The organism is Alteraquisediminimonas sediminicola (assembly GCF_019740335.1).
Lineage (GTDB): Bacteria > Pseudomonadota > Alphaproteobacteria > Sphingomonadales > Sphingomonadaceae > Alteraquisediminimonas > Alteraquisediminimonas sediminicola.
Window position 1 is genome coordinate 107,777 of sequence record NZ_JAHXZS010000006.1, and the last position, 16,926, is coordinate 124,702.

General features: G+C 56.8%; 21 protein-coding genes and 1 tRNA gene. 11 read left to right on the top strand and 11 right to left on the bottom strand.

Annotation, left to right across the window (positions count from 1 at the left end):
- Window positions 1–51 precede the first annotated feature (51 nt).
- Genes obgE through K6117_RS11965 form a run of 3 tightly spaced genes read left to right on the top strand, consistent with a single transcriptional unit; the run spans window position 52 to window position 3,144 of the window.
- Window positions 52–1,107 carry a GTPase ObgE gene (obgE, locus tag K6117_RS11955; RefSeq protein ID WP_221795310.1) on the top strand — a complete coding sequence of 352 codons (1,056 nt, stop codon included), beginning with the start codon at window positions 52–54 and terminating at the stop codon, window positions 1,105–1,107.
- On the top strand, window positions 1,092–2,234 hold the full coding sequence (gene proB, locus K6117_RS11960; protein WP_221795313.1) for a glutamate 5-kinase: 1,143 nt from the start codon (window positions 1,092–1,094) through the stop codon (window positions 2,232–2,234). The genes obgE and proB overlap by 16 nt, the downstream gene beginning before the upstream one ends.
- 1 nt (window position 2,235) lies before the next feature.
- Window positions 2,236–3,144, top strand: a complete 909-nt coding sequence (locus K6117_RS11965) for an SDR family oxidoreductase (RefSeq protein ID WP_221795315.1) — start codon at window positions 2,236–2,238, stop codon at window positions 3,142–3,144.
- 22 nt (window positions 3,145–3,166) lie between these two features.
- Here the strand turns inward: K6117_RS11965 and pgi are convergent, their stop codons facing one another.
- Complete coding sequence (pgi, locus tag K6117_RS11970) at window positions 3,167–4,636, bottom strand: glucose-6-phosphate isomerase (RefSeq protein WP_246605064.1); 1,470 nt, start codon at window positions 4,634–4,636, stop codon at window positions 3,167–3,169.
- A gap of 117 nt (window positions 4,637–4,753) precedes the next feature.
- Between pgi and lepB the strand changes: the two genes are divergently transcribed.
- The 4 genes from lepB (at window position 4,754) to K6117_RS11990 (ending at window position 8,191) form a co-directional block, all read left to right on the top strand.
- Window positions 4,754–5,596: a signal peptidase I gene (lepB, locus tag K6117_RS11975; protein WP_221795319.1), complete on the top strand. Its 843-nt coding sequence runs from the start codon at window positions 4,754–4,756 to the stop codon at window positions 5,594–5,596.
- The gene (gene rnc, locus K6117_RS11980) at window positions 5,551–6,264 is read left to right on the top strand and encodes a ribonuclease III (protein ID WP_221795321.1); all 714 of its coding nucleotides are present in this window, start codon (window positions 5,551–5,553) and stop codon (window positions 6,262–6,264) included. Before lepB ends, rnc begins: the two co-directional genes overlap by 46 nt.
- 8 nt (window positions 6,265–6,272) lie before the next feature.
- Window positions 6,273–7,181 (top strand): GTPase Era, encoded by a 909-nt coding sequence (gene era, locus K6117_RS11985; protein ID WP_221795620.1) that lies wholly within the window; start codon window positions 6,273–6,275, stop codon window positions 7,179–7,181.
- 380 nt (window positions 7,182–7,561) lie between these two features.
- A complete protein-coding gene (locus K6117_RS11990; RefSeq protein ID WP_221795323.1) occupies window positions 7,562–8,191 on the top strand; it encodes a hypothetical protein in 630 nt (209 codons plus the stop codon).
- Window positions 8,192–8,225: 34 nt separating this feature from the next.
- Here K6117_RS11990 and K6117_RS11995 read toward each other — a convergent pair whose 3' ends face one another.
- A complete protein-coding gene (locus tag K6117_RS11995; RefSeq protein ID WP_221795325.1) occupies window positions 8,226–8,474 on the bottom strand; it encodes a hypothetical protein in 249 nt (82 codons plus the stop codon).
- A gap of 146 nt (window positions 8,475–8,620) precedes the next feature.
- Between K6117_RS11995 and K6117_RS12000 the strand changes: the two genes are divergently transcribed.
- Window positions 8,621–9,115 carry a ferritin-like domain-containing protein gene (locus K6117_RS12000; RefSeq protein WP_221795327.1) on the top strand — a complete coding sequence of 165 codons (495 nt, stop codon included), beginning with the start codon at window positions 8,621–8,623 and terminating at the stop codon, window positions 9,113–9,115.
- 155 nt (window positions 9,116–9,270) lie between these two features.
- On the top strand, window positions 9,271–9,684 hold the full coding sequence (locus tag K6117_RS12005; protein ID WP_221795329.1) for a hypothetical protein: 414 nt from the start codon (window positions 9,271–9,273) through the stop codon (window positions 9,682–9,684).
- A 32-nt stretch (window positions 9,685–9,716) separates the two neighbouring features.
- Here the strand turns inward: K6117_RS12005 and K6117_RS12010 are convergent, their stop codons facing one another.
- The 4 genes from K6117_RS12010 to folK form a co-directional block, all read right to left on the bottom strand.
- Entirely contained in the window at window positions 9,717–10,394 is a 678-nt protein-coding gene (locus K6117_RS12010; RefSeq protein WP_221795333.1) for a MarR family winged helix-turn-helix transcriptional regulator, read from the bottom strand.
- Window positions 10,395–10,542: 148 nt separating this feature from the next.
- The gene (locus K6117_RS12015) at window positions 10,543–10,725 is read right to left on the bottom strand and encodes a hypothetical protein (protein ID WP_246605065.1); all 183 of its coding nucleotides are present in this window, start codon (window positions 10,723–10,725) and stop codon (window positions 10,543–10,545) included.
- Between the two features lie 149 nt (window positions 10,726–10,874).
- Window positions 10,875–10,950: transfer RNA gene (locus K6117_RS12020), tRNA-Lys, on the bottom strand.
- Window positions 10,951–11,017: 67 nt separating this feature from the next.
- Window positions 11,018–11,560, bottom strand: coding sequence for a 2-amino-4-hydroxy-6-hydroxymethyldihydropteridine diphosphokinase (gene folK, locus K6117_RS12025; protein ID WP_246605066.1), 543 nt, complete (start codon window positions 11,558–11,560; stop codon window positions 11,018–11,020).
- Window positions 11,561–11,735: 175 nt separating this feature from the next.
- On the opposite strand from folK, the gene K6117_RS12030 reads away from it, so the two are divergent.
- The gene (locus K6117_RS12030) at window positions 11,736–12,497 is read left to right on the top strand and encodes a sterol desaturase family protein (RefSeq protein WP_221795338.1); all 762 of its coding nucleotides are present in this window, start codon (window positions 11,736–11,738) and stop codon (window positions 12,495–12,497) included.
- Between the two features lie 6 nt (window positions 12,498–12,503).
- Complete coding sequence (locus tag K6117_RS12035) at window positions 12,504–13,655, top strand: N-acetyltransferase (RefSeq protein ID WP_221795340.1); 1,152 nt, start codon at window positions 12,504–12,506, stop codon at window positions 13,653–13,655.
- Window positions 13,656–13,742: 87 nt separating this feature from the next.
- Here the strand turns inward: K6117_RS12035 and K6117_RS12040 are convergent, their stop codons facing one another.
- The 5 genes from K6117_RS12040 to dnaQ all read right to left on the bottom strand — a co-directional run bounded on the left by K6117_RS12040 (window position 13,743) and on the right by dnaQ (window position 16,922).
- A complete protein-coding gene (locus tag K6117_RS12040) occupies window positions 13,743–14,375 on the bottom strand; it encodes a cell wall hydrolase (RefSeq protein ID WP_343211784.1) in 633 nt (210 codons plus the stop codon).
- A 187-nt stretch (window positions 14,376–14,562) separates the two neighbouring features.
- Window positions 14,563–14,904 (bottom strand): DUF1491 family protein, encoded by a 342-nt coding sequence (locus K6117_RS12045; RefSeq protein WP_221795342.1) that lies wholly within the window; start codon window positions 14,902–14,904, stop codon window positions 14,563–14,565.
- Between the two features lie 36 nt (window positions 14,905–14,940).
- Window positions 14,941–15,408, bottom strand: coding sequence for a PTS sugar transporter subunit IIA (locus K6117_RS12050; RefSeq protein WP_221795344.1), 468 nt, complete (start codon window positions 15,406–15,408; stop codon window positions 14,941–14,943).
- Between the two features lie 121 nt (window positions 15,409–15,529).
- The gene (gene hpf, locus K6117_RS12055; protein WP_221795346.1) at window positions 15,530–16,120 is read right to left on the bottom strand and encodes a ribosome hibernation-promoting factor, HPF/YfiA family; all 591 of its coding nucleotides are present in this window, start codon (window positions 16,118–16,120) and stop codon (window positions 15,530–15,532) included.
- A 40-nt stretch (window positions 16,121–16,160) separates the two neighbouring features.
- Window positions 16,161–16,922, bottom strand: a complete 762-nt coding sequence (gene dnaQ, locus K6117_RS12060) for a DNA polymerase III subunit epsilon (protein ID WP_221795349.1) — start codon at window positions 16,920–16,922, stop codon at window positions 16,161–16,163.
- Between the last annotated feature and the right edge of the window lie 4 nt (window positions 16,923–16,926).

Genomic DNA, 16,926 nt, shown 5'->3' on the forward strand with positions numbered 1-16,926 from the left:
AAATGCACAAAATGCTTCCCCGTTCGGCGCGGACGTTCTACTGGCCACAACATGCATTTTCTCGACCAGGCTAAAATTTTCGTCCGCTCCGGCGCGGGCGGCCCGGGGGCTGTCAGCTTCCGGCGCGAAAAGTACATCGAATATGGCGGCCCTGATGGCGGCAATGGCGGCAAGGGTGGCGACATCATTTTCGAAGCCGTCGCTGGCCTCAACACGCTGATCGACTTCCGCTACACCCAGCATTTCCGCGCACCACGCGGCAAGGGCGGCGCTGGCGGCAATCGCACCGGCGCGGGCGGCGACGATCTTGTGATCAAGGTCCCAGTCGGCACGCAGATTCTGTCGGAAGACAAGGAAGACGTGCTCGCTGACTTTACCAAGGTCGGGCAGAGAATCGTGTTCATGCGCGGCGGCGATGGCGGTCGCGGCAATCTGACCTATAAAACATCCACCAACCGCACCCCGCGTCAACACGGCCCCGGTTGGCCGGGTGCCGAAGGCTATGTGTGGCTGCGGCTCAAGCTTTTGGCCGATGCCGGGCTGGTCGGCCTGCCGAATGCGGGCAAATCGACGTTCATCAACGCCGTGACCAACGCCAATGCCAAGGTCGGCGATTATCCGTTCACCACCACCCGCCCGCAATTGGGCGTCGTGCGCCACCGCGAACGTGAATTCGTGATCGCCGATATTCCCGGCCTGATCGAAGGCGCGGCAGAGGGTGCCGGGATCGGCGACCGTTTTCTCGGCCATATCGAACGTTGCCAAGTCTTGCTGCACCTGATCGATGCCACCAGCAATGATCCGGTCGAAGCCTATGACATCGTGATGGGCGAACTCGATGCCTATGGCGCTGGCCTGTTGGAAAAGCCGATGATCATCGCGCTCAACAAGGTCGATGCGATTGATGACGAGCTGCGCGATATGCTGATGCATGATCTGGAAGAGGCAAGCGGCGTCACCGTCATGCCGCTTTCGAGCGCGAGCGGCGAAGGCGTGGAGGCGATTCTTGATCGACTGCTCGCCAATATCACCAAGGCGCGTGAAGTAGAGGCCGTTGCAGCGGGCCATGATGCAGAGGGTGGAGACGGGACATGGTCGCCCATTTAATCCCGGCGTCCAGCCTGTTTGCACCGGAAAATTGCGCCCGGCTGGTCATCAAGATCGGCTCTGCCCTGTTGGTCGATCAACAGGGCAATATCCGGCGCGACTGGCTGGAGGCGATGGCCGGGGACATTGCCGAACGCCGCGCCGCCGGTCAGCAGGTCATCCTTGTTTCTTCTGGCGCGATTGCCTTGGGCGCACGACGGCTCGGCCTCGCCAAGGGTGGCCGCGCCAGCCTTGAAGACGCGCAAGCCGCCGCCGCCGTCGGCCAGATCGCTTTGTCCCAGCAATGGGCTGAATTGCTGGAGGCGCGGGGCCTAATCGCCGCGCAAATCCTCGTCACGCTCGATGATCTCGAAGACCGCCGCCGCTATCTCAACGCCTCGGCCACGCTTGATCGGCTTCTGGAACTCGACGTCGTGCCGGTCATCAACGAAAATGATTCGGTCGCTACCGCTGAAATTCGCTTTGGCGATAATGACAGGCTGGCCGCGCGCATCGGTCAGGCCGCCCGCGCCAGCGGGGTCGTCTTGCTGTCCGACATCGACGGCCTGTACACCGCCAATCCCAAGACCGACCCAGACGCCAAATTTGTGCCGATCGTCAGCCGGATCGATGCGAAGATCATGGCGATGGCGGATCGCGGCTCCGGTTCCGGCATGGGATCGGGCGGCATGGTCTCCAAATTGGAGGCCGCCCGCATCGCCACCCGTGCCGGAATCAATCTCGCGATCATATCCGGCGAACATGACGAGCCGCTCAAGCGCTTCAAACACAGCAATATCGGCACCGTATTCCTCGCCTCCAAGGCCGGATCGGCGCGCAAGACCTGGCTCGTCGGACGGCTGACCGTGAAAGGCAGCGCCACCATCGATGCCGGGGCCATGCGCGCGCTGGAACGCGGCAGCAGCCTGTTGCCAGCGGGCGTCACCGCGCTGACCGGCCGGTTCGAACGCGGCGACCTGATCGACATTATCGATAGCCATGGCGAGAAAATCGGGCAGGGTCTGGCCGAATATGATGCGCAGGAAGCGCAACTGGTGATGGGCAAGCGCAGCGACACATTGGCCGAATTGCTCGGCTATGCGCCACGCGCCGCTTTTGTCCATCGCGACCATCTGGTCCTGATCTGATATGACCGTCATCGCGATTACCGGCGCCACCGGCTTTGTCGGCGGCCATGTGCTCGATCAGGCGCACAACCTCGGCCTCGAAATTCGCGCCCTCACCCGCAGGATGCAACCGCCGCGCGACGGCGTGACATGGGTGGGCGGATCGCTCGACGATGCGGATGGGCTGGATCAACTCATGGCGGGCGCGGATGCCGTGCTGCATATCGCGGGCATCATCAACGCGCCGGATGAGGCGGGCTTCATCGCGGGCAATGTCACCGGCACGGCCAATGTGCTGGCCGCCGCCGCCCGCGCAGGGATTGGCCGGTTCGTGCATGTATCATCGCTCGCGGCGCGTGAACCGTCACTGTCCGCCTATGGCCGGTCCAAGGCGCAGTCCGAGGCATTGGTGCAGCAATCCGGCATGGCATGGACAATCGTCCGCCCGCCTGCGGTCTATGGCGCAGGCGATCGGGAAACGCTCGAACTGTTCCGCATGGCCAAGCACCGGGTCGTGATGTTGCCACCCGGCGGCGCGATGTCGATCATCGAGGCGGGGGATCTCGCCCGCCTGCTGCTGCAACTGACCGATACTGCGGATAGCATCGGCCAGATGTACGAGCCGGACGATGGCAAACTTGAGGGCTGGACCCATCGCGAATTCGCCTTGTGCCTTGGCCGGGCGATGGATCGTTCGGTCCTGCCGTTGCCGATGCCGCGCAAGATCATGGAATGGGCAAGCTGGCTCGACGTCCGGCTGCGCGGGCCAAAGGCCAAGCTGACCGCCGACCGCGTCGCGTATTTCTGCCATCCCGATTGGGTCTGTTCCGCGCATCGCCAGCCGCCCGCCCATATTTGGGAACCGCGCATGCCGACCGAACGCGGCGCGCGCCTCGCCGCGCGCTGGTATCGGGCAGAAGGCTGGCTATAAGCCGATAACGCCAGCCCGGCGCTTAAATCCCGATCCGTTTGGCGAGATTGGCGGTCGAAGGGTCCATATGCCCTGCCCCTGATTCCGCGATTTCACGCGCCATCTGCTTGCCCAGTTCAACCCCGAATTGATCGAACGGGTTATTGCCGATCAACACCGCATTCACGAACGTCCGATGCTCGTAAAAGGCGATCAGCGCACCCAAGGTCACAGGATCGATCCGGTCGAGCAAGATCGTCACCGAAGGCCGGTCGCCGGGATAGGAACGCGCGGGATCATCACTATAACGGCCTGTCATCAATGCCGATGCCTGCGCGAGGCAATTGGTCAGCAATTGCAAATGATGCGCCTCATCGAGATCATGGCCGGGTTCGATCACCGCCAAAAACTCCATCGGCGCAATCACCGTGCCTTGGTGCAATAATTGGAACACCGCATGCTGCCCATCGGTCCCTACCCCGCCCCATGTGATCGGGGCGGATGGCATGGCAAGGCGCTTGCCCGCATGATCGACCGACTTGCCATTGCTCTCCATCTCCAATTGCTGGAGATAGCCCGGCAATTCTCGCAGCCGTTCATCATAAGCGAACACCGCCCGCGTCTGGCAGCCGAATTGTTCGACATAAATCCGATCAATTAACGCCGCGATCACCGGGGCATTGCGGGCCGGGTCCGCCTCCATGAAATGCCGGTCCATCGCCGCTGCGCCTGCCAGCAGGTCCGCAAAAGCATCCCAGCCAAGCACCAACGCCGCCGGAAAACCAATTGACGACCACAAAGAATAACGCCCGCCGACAGTGTCGCTAAACGGCAAAATGCGCGTTTCATCAACGCCCCATTCCAGCGCCTTGTCCGGATCGGCCGTCAGCGCGACAATCCGGCCATAGCAATCCTCGACCCCCGCTTCTTCCATCCATTCAATCACCGATGACGCGTTGAGCATCGTCTCGCTAGTGGTGAAGGTCTTGGATGCGATCACCAATAGGGTGCGATGCGGATCGCAACGGCCAAAGGCTTCTTTCAACGCCATGCCGTCAACATTGGAGACGACGTGCAATTCATAACGGGCATGTTCACGCCCCAGCGCATCGACCAGCAAATCCGGCCCCAGTTTCGACCCGCCAATGCCGACATGGATAATATGGCTGATCTCGCCCAGTAGGCCTTGATGAATGGCCTCCACCAGCCCGCGCATCCGGGCATGGAGCGCGCGTGCAATCGCCACGCTGTCCTCCGCGCCCGTGCCGCGTTCGGCCGTATGTTCGGCGGCGCGGCCCTCGGTTTCGTTCACCACCTCGCCCTCGGCAAGGCGGCGACGCCATTCGACGAAATCGGCTTGGTGAAGCCGCGCCACACCCGCCGCCACCTGCGCGGCATCGATATGGGTCTTGGACCAGTCGAACCAGATTCCAGCGGCTTCCCAACTGAAATTTTCTACGCGCCCCGCATCATGCGCAAACAGATCTTTCAGGGCAGTAGAACCAAGCGTCATTACCATCACTCCAATCGGGCCTAACACCCGTTGAAAGCCTATAACCATGCTTCTGCCCCCCTTCCAAGTTGGAAAGCGGCTTGACGTTGGTGCAATGGCACGCGAAAGCCGTCACCCATGACCGAAAATGCATCGATTCCGCCCGAAAAGCCTAGCCCAGCCGCGCAAAAAGAAGGCTGGCGGGAAAATCTGCGTTTCTTCGGGACCGTATTGCTGATCGCCTTCGTGATCCGCAGCCTTGTTTTCGGCCTGTTCAACATCCCATCGGAATCGATGCTGCCGCGCTTGCTGGTCGGCGATTATCTGCTCGTATCGAAATGGCCCTATGGCTATTCGCGCCACAGCTTTGTGTTCGGCCTGATCCAGTTCGATGGCCGGATTCTGGCGCAAGAACCGCAACGCGGCGATGTCGTCGTGTTCCGCGCCCCGCCGGAAAACAAGGTCGATTATATCAAGCGGCTGATCGGCCTGCCCGGCGATGTGGTGGAAATTCGTAGCGGACAGGTCATCCTCAATGGCAAGCCGGTGCCGCGTGTGCCGATGGATGATTTCCTGAAGCCCATATCCGCCAATAGCCAGTGCGAACCACAGCCGTTCCTGAACACACCCGTCGCCGAAATCCTGCCCGATGGCCATGAAGTGTGCCGTTATCGCCGGTTCCGCGAAACATTGCCCAATGGCAAGAGCTATGCCGTGCTCGATCTGGGCGATATCGCCAAGGATAATGTCGCGCCGACCGTCGTGCCGGAAGGTCATTATTTCATGATGGGCGACAATCGCGACAACAGCCTCGATAGCCGCTTTAGCCCGGATGAAGGCGGAATCGGCATGGTGCCGGAGGAAAACCTTATTGGCCGTGCCGCCTTTACCTATTTCTCCACCGATGGCAGCGCCAATTGGCTGCTGCCGTGGACATGGCTTGGGGCCATGCGCCCCTCGCGCATCGGGGAAGGTTTCTGACACCCCCCGCCGACATCGCCGATTGGCTGGCCGATGCGCTCGGCCATCGTCCGACCAATCTTGCCCCGTTCATGCAGGCCCTGACTCATGGCAGTCATGGAGAGGTGCATTATCAGCGGCTGGAATTTCTCGGCGACCGCGTGCTTGGCCTCGTGATGGCGCAATGGCTGTATGAACTTTATCCAGACGAGCCAGAGGGGCATTTGTCGAAACGGTTCAATGCACAGGTATCAGGGGAAAGCTGCGCCAGCATCGCCCGTGCGCTAGGCGTGCCGGCGCGATTGCGCCTCGGCAAACAGGCTCGCGACGATGGCGGATCGTCCTCGACCAATATTCTCGGCGATGTGATGGAGGCGCTGATCGGCGCAATCTATCTCGAGGCCGGGATCGACACCGCGCAAGCGCTGATCCGCAAGCTTTGGGCAGAACAAGTGACCGGCACCGCCGCCGTCCCGCAGCATCCCAAATCAGCCTTGCAGGAATGGGCCGCCGCGCATCGCCGCAAGCCGCCATTTTATGATGTCGCCGATCGCTCCGGCCCCGACCATAGCCCCGTGTTCACCGTATCGGTGAGCGTGAATGGCGCAGGGTCCGCCACCGGCACCGGCAGTTCGAAACAGGAAGCGGAAACCGCCGCAGCCAAGGCCTTACTGGCCCAATTAAAGTGATGATGGATATGACTGCAGAACAATCCGGGCAACAATGCGGCGTCGTGGCGCTGGTCGGCGCACCCAATGCGGGCAAGTCGACCTTGGTCAACGCGCTCGTCGGTCAAAAGATCGCCATCGTCAGCCCCAAGGCGCAGACAACGCGGACCAAGCTGCTTGGCGTGGCGATTGAAGGCAATGCCCAGTTGCTGCTGGTCGATACACCCGGCATTTTCGAACCGAAGCGTCGGCTCGACCGCGCGATGGTGCAGGCCGCATGGGGCGGCGCATCCGGCGCGGATGTGATTCTGCTGGTGGTCGATGGTAAGGCTGGGCTTGGTCCCAAGGTTGAAATGATCATCGAAGCGCTGGCCGAACGGCCCGAGCCGAAGATGCTCGTGCTGAACAAGGTCGATGTGTCCGCCAAGGAACGGCTGCTGGTCCATGCCCAAAAGCTCAATGAGCGCATGACCTTTGATGAAACCTGGTTCATCAGCGCATCAACCGGCGATGGCGTGGCCGAACTCAAGGCCGAACTGGCCAAAAGAATGCCGCATGAACCATGGCATTTCCCGGAAGATCAGGTGTCGGACGCGACCGACCGCATGATGGCGGCGGAAATCACGCGCGAACAGCTCTATCTCCAGCTCCACGCCGAACTGCCCTATGCGAGCGCGGTCGAAACCGAACGCTATAAGGAGCGCGAAGACGGGTCGGTGGAAATCCACCAGCAAATCCTCGTCCAGCGCCCTACCCAGCGCGCCATCATCCTTGGCAAGGGCGGGGTGCGGCTAAAGGAAATCGGATCGCGCGCGCGCGCCGAACTCGCCAATCTATTGGGGCAAAAGGTCCATCTTTACCTCCATGTGAAGGTCAAACCGGATTGGGAAGATGATCGCAGCCTGTATCGCGACATCGGTCTTGATTGGGTCGACTAATGTGATGGATTTGAGGTACTTGTGTGCCTCAATCATTTCCACGATCAAATTTAGATCAACTTGTTGATCTTACTAAAAATATATACCGTCTCCTGATATGGTTTATTGGGTCCGCTTGCAAAAATGACTAGGCCGCGACCAGTGAGGATGAAATAGATCGACATCGATGGCGCCACCCAAATGGCGAAGGCCTATGCGATTTCCTTGACGATCAATATATTAAGATGTGTGGTTAGTGCCACACTGCTTTAATAGAATGCATTAGCCATGATTGGTCTGAATATGGGGCCCAGATTCTATTTGCCTTAACCGTGAATTCGCACGATGCTCATCAAAATAAGTAGAGAGATGCATGCTGAAGTGAGTCGAGGAGAACGACCATGGGCAAAGGTGCAATCCCCTTATCCGATATGGCTGAGCCGCCTGGTCGGAATCATTTATCCGCTCCCATTGCGGATGATGCAGATGGACGGGCGTCCAGATGCTTTCACAGCGGCAAAGCGGCTGAAGCATTAGCGCGCAAGCGCGTAAGCCCGGAAGATTCATCACCAAAATTCTACGAGGATTTAGGTGTTTATGAATCGGTCGAAGAGGAACATGTTGTCCGCGAATTTTTCGACATCATCCGCCGTGGTAATGTGACCGACTTTTTCTATGATGACAGCCTGCTGCCTTATAAAAAACCATTCATCGAATTTATTCTGATCGACTGCCTGAGTAAAAGCACACAGGATCATGAACGGCGTGAACTGGAACAGGCCCTGCTACTCCTTACCCATTTTCAAAAAGGGATTGGCGGCAAATTACCGATCCAACTGATTGATTTTGTCGAACAAGACCTTGCCCTCGCCAAAATCGACATCATGGAATTGACGGATGAACAATTCGAACTGATTTTATCCGAAGATGCTTTACGCGCGCATCTATCTCGGGTGAGCGCCTTGCTGACAATTTCCAAACGGGAATTCGCCATCTCCATGTATTTCGCGCGTCATCCCGTCGCACACTGATATTCAGGGTCGATATTTTAACCGCGAATACGCGTCATTCCTCACCCGAATCGCGGCCTTTGGCCTCGAACCAATCATGCCGCCCCGTGTCCTCAATCGCCCAGATCCAGGCATCATTGAAAGCTGCGGTTGAGAAGGCGAATTCTTGCCGGGCCAGATCGCGATATTTGTCCTTGGAACATAATTTCGGCTTGCCGTCGCTCATATGCGGTACAAGCCAATCCCGGCATCGCTGACGATCTTCCCGCGCTTTCGCGACTGCAATGGCCCGGTTGGTTTTCATGATTGCCTCCTGCGGCATATTGAGTAACAAACACAACATCAACGCGATACTGAACCTCGCCCATAGCGCAGATCGCGGTAGGTCCGAAATCGGGCCAGCATGATGGCCGCGTATTTTTTCATGGGCGAACTGTGAGGAGATAATAGATGATGGACTTGCCCGCCAACACCCCCAAAACAACCGCAGATGGCTTTGCGTTTATCTCGACTCTTGGCAAAGGCGCCAATGTCGGCGATCTCAAGATTCTTGCCTTGGTCGAGGCCATTGGCAAACAGCTTTATGATGACCTCGCCGCTGCCACCCCCCAAGTGGAGGTCAAGCAGATCCTACAGGCTAACGGACGTGAAGAATTGGTGCATGCGCACCGGCTCAGCAAGGCCGTCGAATTGTTAACCGGCCAGCCATTCCCGATCCCGGAGATCGCGGACAACCCGATCTACACCCCTTTGCCATTCACGCCAGTGACGCGGGAATCGCTTGAAAAACTTGCGCTTGGCGAATTTGGCGGTGAAGAGCTTTATGCCAATATTGCCTCCAGCTTTGACCATCCCGAAGTGGTCGAGTTGCTGCGACTGAATGGCCAGGAAGAAAGCCAGCATGGGGCACGCCTACAGGAAGCCGCAGCTTTGCTGGGTAATTGAGAATGGCAATTGAACAGGCGCCATTATGTGACACCATACCATAATGGCGCCTTATATTTTCATATTGATTTATTTAAAGATCACGCCTATTTATTAAAAATAATTTAACTACGATATTCGAGGAGCATGCCACCCTAATTTTAGGTCCGCACTCGATGTTATATAATGCAAGCAATATGAATGTTTTTAACGCCAGATTAGTCTTGCTGGCGGCAATGGGTTTATTGGCCGTGTTGGCAACAGGCCATGCCAGTAAGTTCCAATTTATGGATCATCCAAACTGCCAAGGTCAGGATACCAAGCAAATCGTGGTGCAAATTGCCAACGCTCATGGCTTGATCCGCCAAGCGCGCGTGCCACATGCCACATCTTTTGATCCAAACACCGAAAACGACATTTGGTACCATATCGATCATATTCAAACCCGGCAGAATTTGTCTTCTGCCGGCGCCAAATTGTGTTCCGCACGATTGACTGTCACCCATCTAGGCGATGCCAGGATCAGCAGAAATCTAGTCTATGCCGTGGGCAAGGACGATCTAGGACAGCTTGCGATCGCCTTGATGTAAACATATTTTTTTGCCGTATATATGGCTTGGTATCACCGCCCATTTGCGCATTTGCAATCGGGATTTGCCCTCGTCTGATGCGAGGATATCCAATGTGAAAGTTCTATGTGCTGGTTGTTCAGGAAATCCCGAACCTGATCATTCAGCCTATGTATTTTCTTTCGCTTATCATTCGCATCAACTTCTACGGTGACTACACCTATATCAATTAATTTCATCAGTGCATCATAAGACGATGCCTGAGATGCCTTGCTTAAGGCAATGATATCTGCACTGGATAGATTTATTAAATCATACAACTGAATAATAATTGCATAATCAATTCTGAAAAAATCAACGCCCAATCTATCCCCTGTTCGATTTATAAATTCTATAAGCTCCCCCATTTTAAAATTATTTCCGCGTACTTTTTTATCTATCCAGTCCGGCAGAAATGCATATTCCTCATCAAGGATATTCTTTGCTCGTTCTGTTAAAGAATATAGGCGCACCCGATGATCTGTCGCCGACACCTTGAACTGGACCACACCCGCCTCGACCATCCGCTTCAACTTAGCGTAAAAGGTGGTCACCGATGCTTCCGATATAGCGCAGAGATCGCCCGCCGATACATTCGACTGATCATATAAATACAGGACAATCGCATATTCGACTGTCACAACGCGTATTTTAAGCCTTTCAGCAAGCACGGATCCGATATCTTGAGACACATCAAATCCCCTAATATTTACATATTTTGAAATATGATAACTCGGGCATAAAGTCGCGCAAGCGCAAATCTGCTTTTGTTATATCTGGCATTGTGCAGGCGAGATATAGCCATGTCATGCAAATGGCAGCGCAGCCTGAAACAACACCTCAATCATCCTCAGCCTTACGCGCTTGGCGTCCGCGATTGCGATCGGCCTCGTCCTGACTTGTGGTCATCACATCGACCGTCTTGCTCACCACCTTCACCGGTGCTGTCACGATAGTGGAGACGACCTGTGTCACACATCCAGACAGCGCTAGGCCTGTGACCAGCACTACAATAACGCGCATTATCATCAGCCTTTCTGCCCCACCGAAACCACCACCAGCGCATAGCATCGCCACCGAGCTACGTGATCGTCAAAATATATATTACTGTTCCGTCGCGCGATCTACGCCACGCATCATCTTCACAACCATCTGATTTTCAATGAAGAAGATGGTGAGCCCTGCTGGATTCGAACCAGCGACCTACTGATTAAAAGTCAGTTGCTCTACCGACTGAGCTAAGGGCCCCCAGACACGACAATCATGAAAGATCACCGCGAGGAAGGTGGCCAACTAAGCCCATGCGTCGCCAAGGTCAACCATTGTTCCCACAATAGGCCAATCGCGCGCGTAGATGGGCCATATTATGACCATATCGCGGGTCGCGCCAATCACGGGCAATGGCGCAAATCGGGTCGAGAACAAAGGCGCGTTGATGATAGCATGGGTGTGGAATGCGCAGATCACGGGTGCGATAACGACCGCCCGACCATAAAATAATATCGAGATCGAGTGGACGATCACCCCAGCGCCGTCCCTTGCGACGGCCAAATTTGCGTTCGAACGTCTGTAACAGCGCCAACAATGCCGGCGGCGACAACATCGAGTCGACCCGCGCCGCGCTATTGGCGAAACCACGTCGCGCCGGGCCGATCGGTCGGGTCGCGATAATCGGAGCGCGCGCGATCACGCGCAGCCGAGGATCCGCCGCAAGTTGGGACAAGGCCGCCTCTACCATCGCGCGCGGATTGGACCCGAAGCGCCCTGCACGATTGGAACCGAGCGCAATAATATAGCGATGCGCCATAGGCGTGAGGTCATCAACGATCATGTGCCGTGCATAGTCGATGTTCAGCATTCCGTCAGCCTATCCGTGGCAGGGCATCCGGATCGACGCCAATGCAGCAAAGTACAGCCCTTTGTGCCGCTTTGGCCCTATTCCTGCCGCAATGGCTTGGCAGGGACGAACGAGATTGGGGAATGCGCTGTCTCACGGCGCATCACTGGTCCACTCATGAACGGGAACTTCATTTATGGTCGCCAAAGCGGGTCAAGGTTTTTGGAATCGTCGTCACCATCTTGACCGCATGACATTGCGGGAACTGGTCGTGGCGTATTTTCAATATCCGGCGATCATCGCCTATTTGGGACTCGCCGCCATCAGCATTGGCTATGCGCTGACACGCCCGGTGCCTGTGGTACATGCGGCAGCGGCGGTATTGTCGGCAGTGCTCATTTATCCGCTGGCCTGGTATGCAATCCATCGCTGGATCCTGCACAGCCGCTGGATGTTCAAGGTGCCGGTGCTCGCCTCGACCTGGAAGCGCATCCATTATGACCATCATCAGGACCCGAACCATCTTGAAGTATTGTTCGGCGCCCTGCCCAGCACGCTCCCGACCATTGCTATTGCTACCGCGCCATTGGGCTGGTTGATCGCGGGTGAAAGCGGCGCATTATTGGCGTTTGCCACCGGCCTGTTGTGCACGGCATTTTATGAATTCTGCCATTGCATCCAGCATCTGTCGTACAAACCGAAGAACCGCTTCCTCGCGGATATCAAGGCGCGGCATATGGCCCATCATTTTCATGATGAAGACGGCAATTTCGGGATCACCAACTTCTTTTGGGATCGATTGTTTGGCACATTCTACGAACGTCAGGACCGCCCGAACAAAAGCCCGAACGTATTCTGCCTCGGCTATACCCCCGAAATGGCCCAGCGTTACCCGAAGGTGGCGCAGCTTTCCGGCGGCGTTGTTGTCGGCCACCCGCGCCAGCGTGACAAAGCCTGATCGCAGATGACGAGGATCGTCCCGGTTACATCGCGCGCCCATAAACGCGCCTTTATTGAACTGCCCTACAGCCTGTATCGCGATGATCCGCAGTGGGTGCCGCCATTGCGCGATGAGGTTAATAGCCTCATCACGCCGGGCAAGAACCCTTGGTTTGGCCATGGTCATTTGCAATTGTTTCTGGCGCTTGATGATCAGGGCAAGGTCGAGGGCCGCATTTCTGCTCATATCGACGATCTGGCGCTGGCGCAGCCGGTAGAGCAGGGATTCGGTCCCGGCACCGGTTTCTGGGGGCTGATGGAGGCTGCGACCGAAGAGGTCGCGCATGCCCTGATCCGTGCAGCAGAAGACTGGCTTAAGACGCAAGGCATGCACCGGGCGATTGGTCCGATGAGCCTGAGCATCTGGGATGAACCGGGCTTGTTGATTCAAGGCCATGATCATCCGCCGACGGTGATGATGGGGCATCATCGCCCCGAATATCAGGCATGGATCGAAGCGGTCGGCTATTTAGGGGTCAAGGATCTCTATACCTATGAAGTCGATATCAGCCAGCCCTTCCCCGGCCTTGTGTCGCGCATCATCACCAGCGGTGAGCGCAATGCGCGCATCAACATCCGTAAGGTCGACAAGAGTCGCTTCAATGAAGAGGCCTCGCTTGTCCTCAGCCTGTTGAACGATGCGTGGTCAGATAATTGGGGCTTTATCCCGCTGACGAGCGACGAAATCGCTTATGTCGGGAAAAAGCTGAAATCCATTGTCTATGAAGACCTGATCCGGGTCGCCGAGGTCGATGGCGAACCGGTCGCATTCATGATCACCTTGCCGGACGTCAACGAAAAGATCGCGGGCTATGGCGGATCGCTGCTACCATTCAACTGGGCAAAGCTGTTGTGGTGGCTGCGCGCCCCCAAGGCACGGACAATGCGTGTGCCGCTGATGGGCGTGGCAAAGAAGATGCAGGCTACCCGCCTTGCCAGCCAGCTGGCGTTTATGATGATCGAATATATTCGCCGTGACGCGGTAAAGGATTACGGTTCATCTCGTGGTGAAATTGGCTGGGTGCTGGAAGATAATCAGGGGATGCGGGCGATTGCCGAGATGATCGAGAGCAAGATCAACAAGGTCTATCGTATCTATGCAAGGTCGCTAAGCTAAAGCCGGACTACCAATCGAATGGATAAAGAAAAAGGGCCGGTGCAATGATTGCACCGGCCCTTTTTCATGATGTGGTGCATCGATAGATCAACGATAGAAGACGTGATTGCCCACTGCCGCGATCTTGTCGTGACGCCAGCCCGGCGCCAGACGACGCGCATGGAAGAACAGCGCATTCGGCACCACGCTCTTCCAGCGGTTTTCCATCGCGATACGGGCAATGGTCACTGCCTGACGCCAGGCAGTCGAGCTGCGCGGGATCGACGGCATCGCATTGCCACGGACGAAGGAGAACTGACCGCGCTGGTAAATGACCGAGCAAAGCGAGGTTGGGAAACGGCCTGATTTGGCGCGATTGATGACAACTTCCGCGACGGCGTGCTGGCCTTCAAGCGGTTCGCCCTTCGACTCGAAATAGACGGCACCGGCGAGGCATTCCTGCTCCGCATCGGCGGTTTCGGTGGTCGAGAGCTGACGAACAAGATCGCTGAGGCTGGTCGCCGCATCATTATTGTTCGTAGAATCGGAGAAAATATCGGCGCTCGAAGACGCCTGATCCTGTGCATTCCCGGTTGAATCGAGAGTCAGGACATGAATATCGGCATTTGCAGACTCAACCGATGCGTCATCCGCCATCGGGCGCCCTGCTTCGGCAAGGCTAGGCGCGGCCATGATGCTGGCTGCGGCAAAGAAGATCGTGGCGCATGTGTATTTTGCCACAGACTTGAACTTAAACATTATATTCCAAAACTATGCGGTGGTCCGATTAGACGCTATTCAAGGGACGTAAAACTTTTCGTCCCCATCGGCACCCCCGTCTGCGTGACCGTTCCGTCCCCCATGGACATGGATCGGCCCTGCGCAACCATTAGGCTTGGATGCTCTTTGATTGTGCAACGCAGCGAGGTCAAGCACCGACTGGCATCTGCGCGATGAACCGTTGCACATTCGCGATGTCCAGTTCCAATAACCATAGATCCGGGTCATGCCGCAGGCGGCGTTCGCGATATGTGGCGAGGTCTATCTCGGCGATGTCAGGCTGTAGCGGCAAGACTTGCCAGCGATAACTGCCGTCAACCGACCAAATACGGTCATAAAACCCTGAAAATTTGCCATTTTCTCGCATTTCGATGCAAATGGCACCCGCTTCTGCCTCCCCTTTGTGCAAGAGCATGGCATGGCCGCCCGCCTGTTGGACAAGGCGGATCAGGGCGGAAACCAGCACAGCGCTGGCCACTCTGCCGCTCATCGCACCCGCCAATCATGTGGCAGGGGGCGAAAAATCTCAGGCGGCGGAGCGGGTTTCAAGCGTGGCAAACAGCGCATAAAGGGCGTCGACCGACATCGCACCGCGCAAATTATCGACAAATTGCCGGTTGCGAAAAGCGCGACTGACCTGCGCCAGTGCCTTGAGATGCGACACACTCGCTTGTTTCGGCGACAACAGGACAAAGACCAGATCGACCGGCAAATTATCTACCGCATCATAAGCGAGCGGCTGGGCAAGGCGCACGAACAGGCCGGTGACATGGGAAAGCCCTTCGATCCGCCCATGGGGTATAGCGACGCCGCTGCCAAAGCCGGTGCTGCCCAATTTTTCCCGCTGGTTCAGCGCATCGGCGATTTCTGCCGCCGACACGTTGCAACGCCGCGCCAGTTCCCGCGCGATCAATTGAAACAGGTTTTTCTTGGTGGTCGCGGTCACACGGTCAAGCACCGCATCCGCAGCAAGAAATTCGCGAAATTCTGTCATGTCGCCGATTCAGGCTTCCTGAATATGAAAGGCCAAGGCCGAATATGGAGAGCCGAGGCGGTCTTTACGACCGCTTCGGCTCCTATAACTTCAATATTGTAACTTCAACAATGCAACTTCATCAGGCGGCGCGCTTTGGCTCGACCCACCCAATACTACCGTCCTGGCGCCGATAGACCATATTATAGGTCCCTGTCGCGTCATTTATGAACATCAGCGCATTGGTATTGCGCAGATCGAGCATCATCACCGCATCCGACACGCTGGACTGGGGAATATCGACCTTGGTCTCGGCGATAATCAAGGGATTGTCGGGGATGCCATCATCTTCATCTTCATGCGATTCGAACACCGTATAGCCGGCATCAAAGCCTTCATCGAGCGACGGCGGGGCAGCCGGGACATTGTTGCCATGCTTGTCCTTCAGGCGACGCATGTAACGGCGCAGCTGCTTTTCAATCTTGTTCGACGCCCCATCAAAGGAGAAATGCGCATCAGGCGCATCCGCCGAGCCTTTCAGAATCACGCCTTGCATCACATGCGCGACAATGTCGCAGCGGAACCCATGATCATGCGGTCCCTTATGAAATGTGGCATGCGCCGACAGCGCGCGGGCGAAATATTTGTCCGCGATCGCCTGAAGGCGCTCCTTAACATGTTCTTTCAGTGCCATGCCGGTATCGACCTGGTGGCCCGAAATTCGAATGTCCATGTCAGACAGCTCCTTCCTTCTTTGGGTGCGGCCCCTGTGGCTACACCCCGTGGTTAGACGACCCTTGGGCCGAATCTGTTAAATCAATATGCTCCACCAACGGCCACAAAGGGTCGTTCAGCTTTGCGATGAAAGTGGCATGACGGGCGAGTTCATCGACCGATGGTGGAAATAGCCGCGCCTCCCGATGCACCCGGGTGACCGGTGCCGTCGGGCGTGATTGCCAGCTATCCGGTTCGGTGATGGCCGCCGCATCCACCAGTGATTCGGCCACAAGCTCCAACCCGATCTGACGCCCGCCCAGCAATTCGACATAGAGCTGCGCCAGCAGCTGCGCGTCAATCAATGCGCCATGAAGCGTGCGCTGCGAACGGTCGATGCCATAACGCGAGCACAAGGCGTCGAGCGAATGCTTTGCACCGGGATGGCGGCCACGGGCAATTTCAAGCGTATCGACCATGCGAGAGAGCGCCACTGGCTCAAGCCCGAGCTGGGCCAACTCATGATTGATGAAGCCGAAATCGAATCGCGCATTATGCGCAACCATCGGGGCATCACCGATAAATTCGAGGAAGTCCGTGACGATCATCCCGAACACCGGCTTATCCGACAGGAAGACGTCGCTCAAACCATGAACGGCCTGTGCCTCGGCGGGCATCGCGCGTTCGGGGTTGATGTAACAATGGAAGTGGCGGCCCGTTTCGACCCGGTTGACCAGTTCAATGCATCCGATTTCGACGAGCTTATGCCCGTCCTTCGGACTTAGGCCTGTTGTTTCAGTATCGAATACAATCTCGCGCATTACA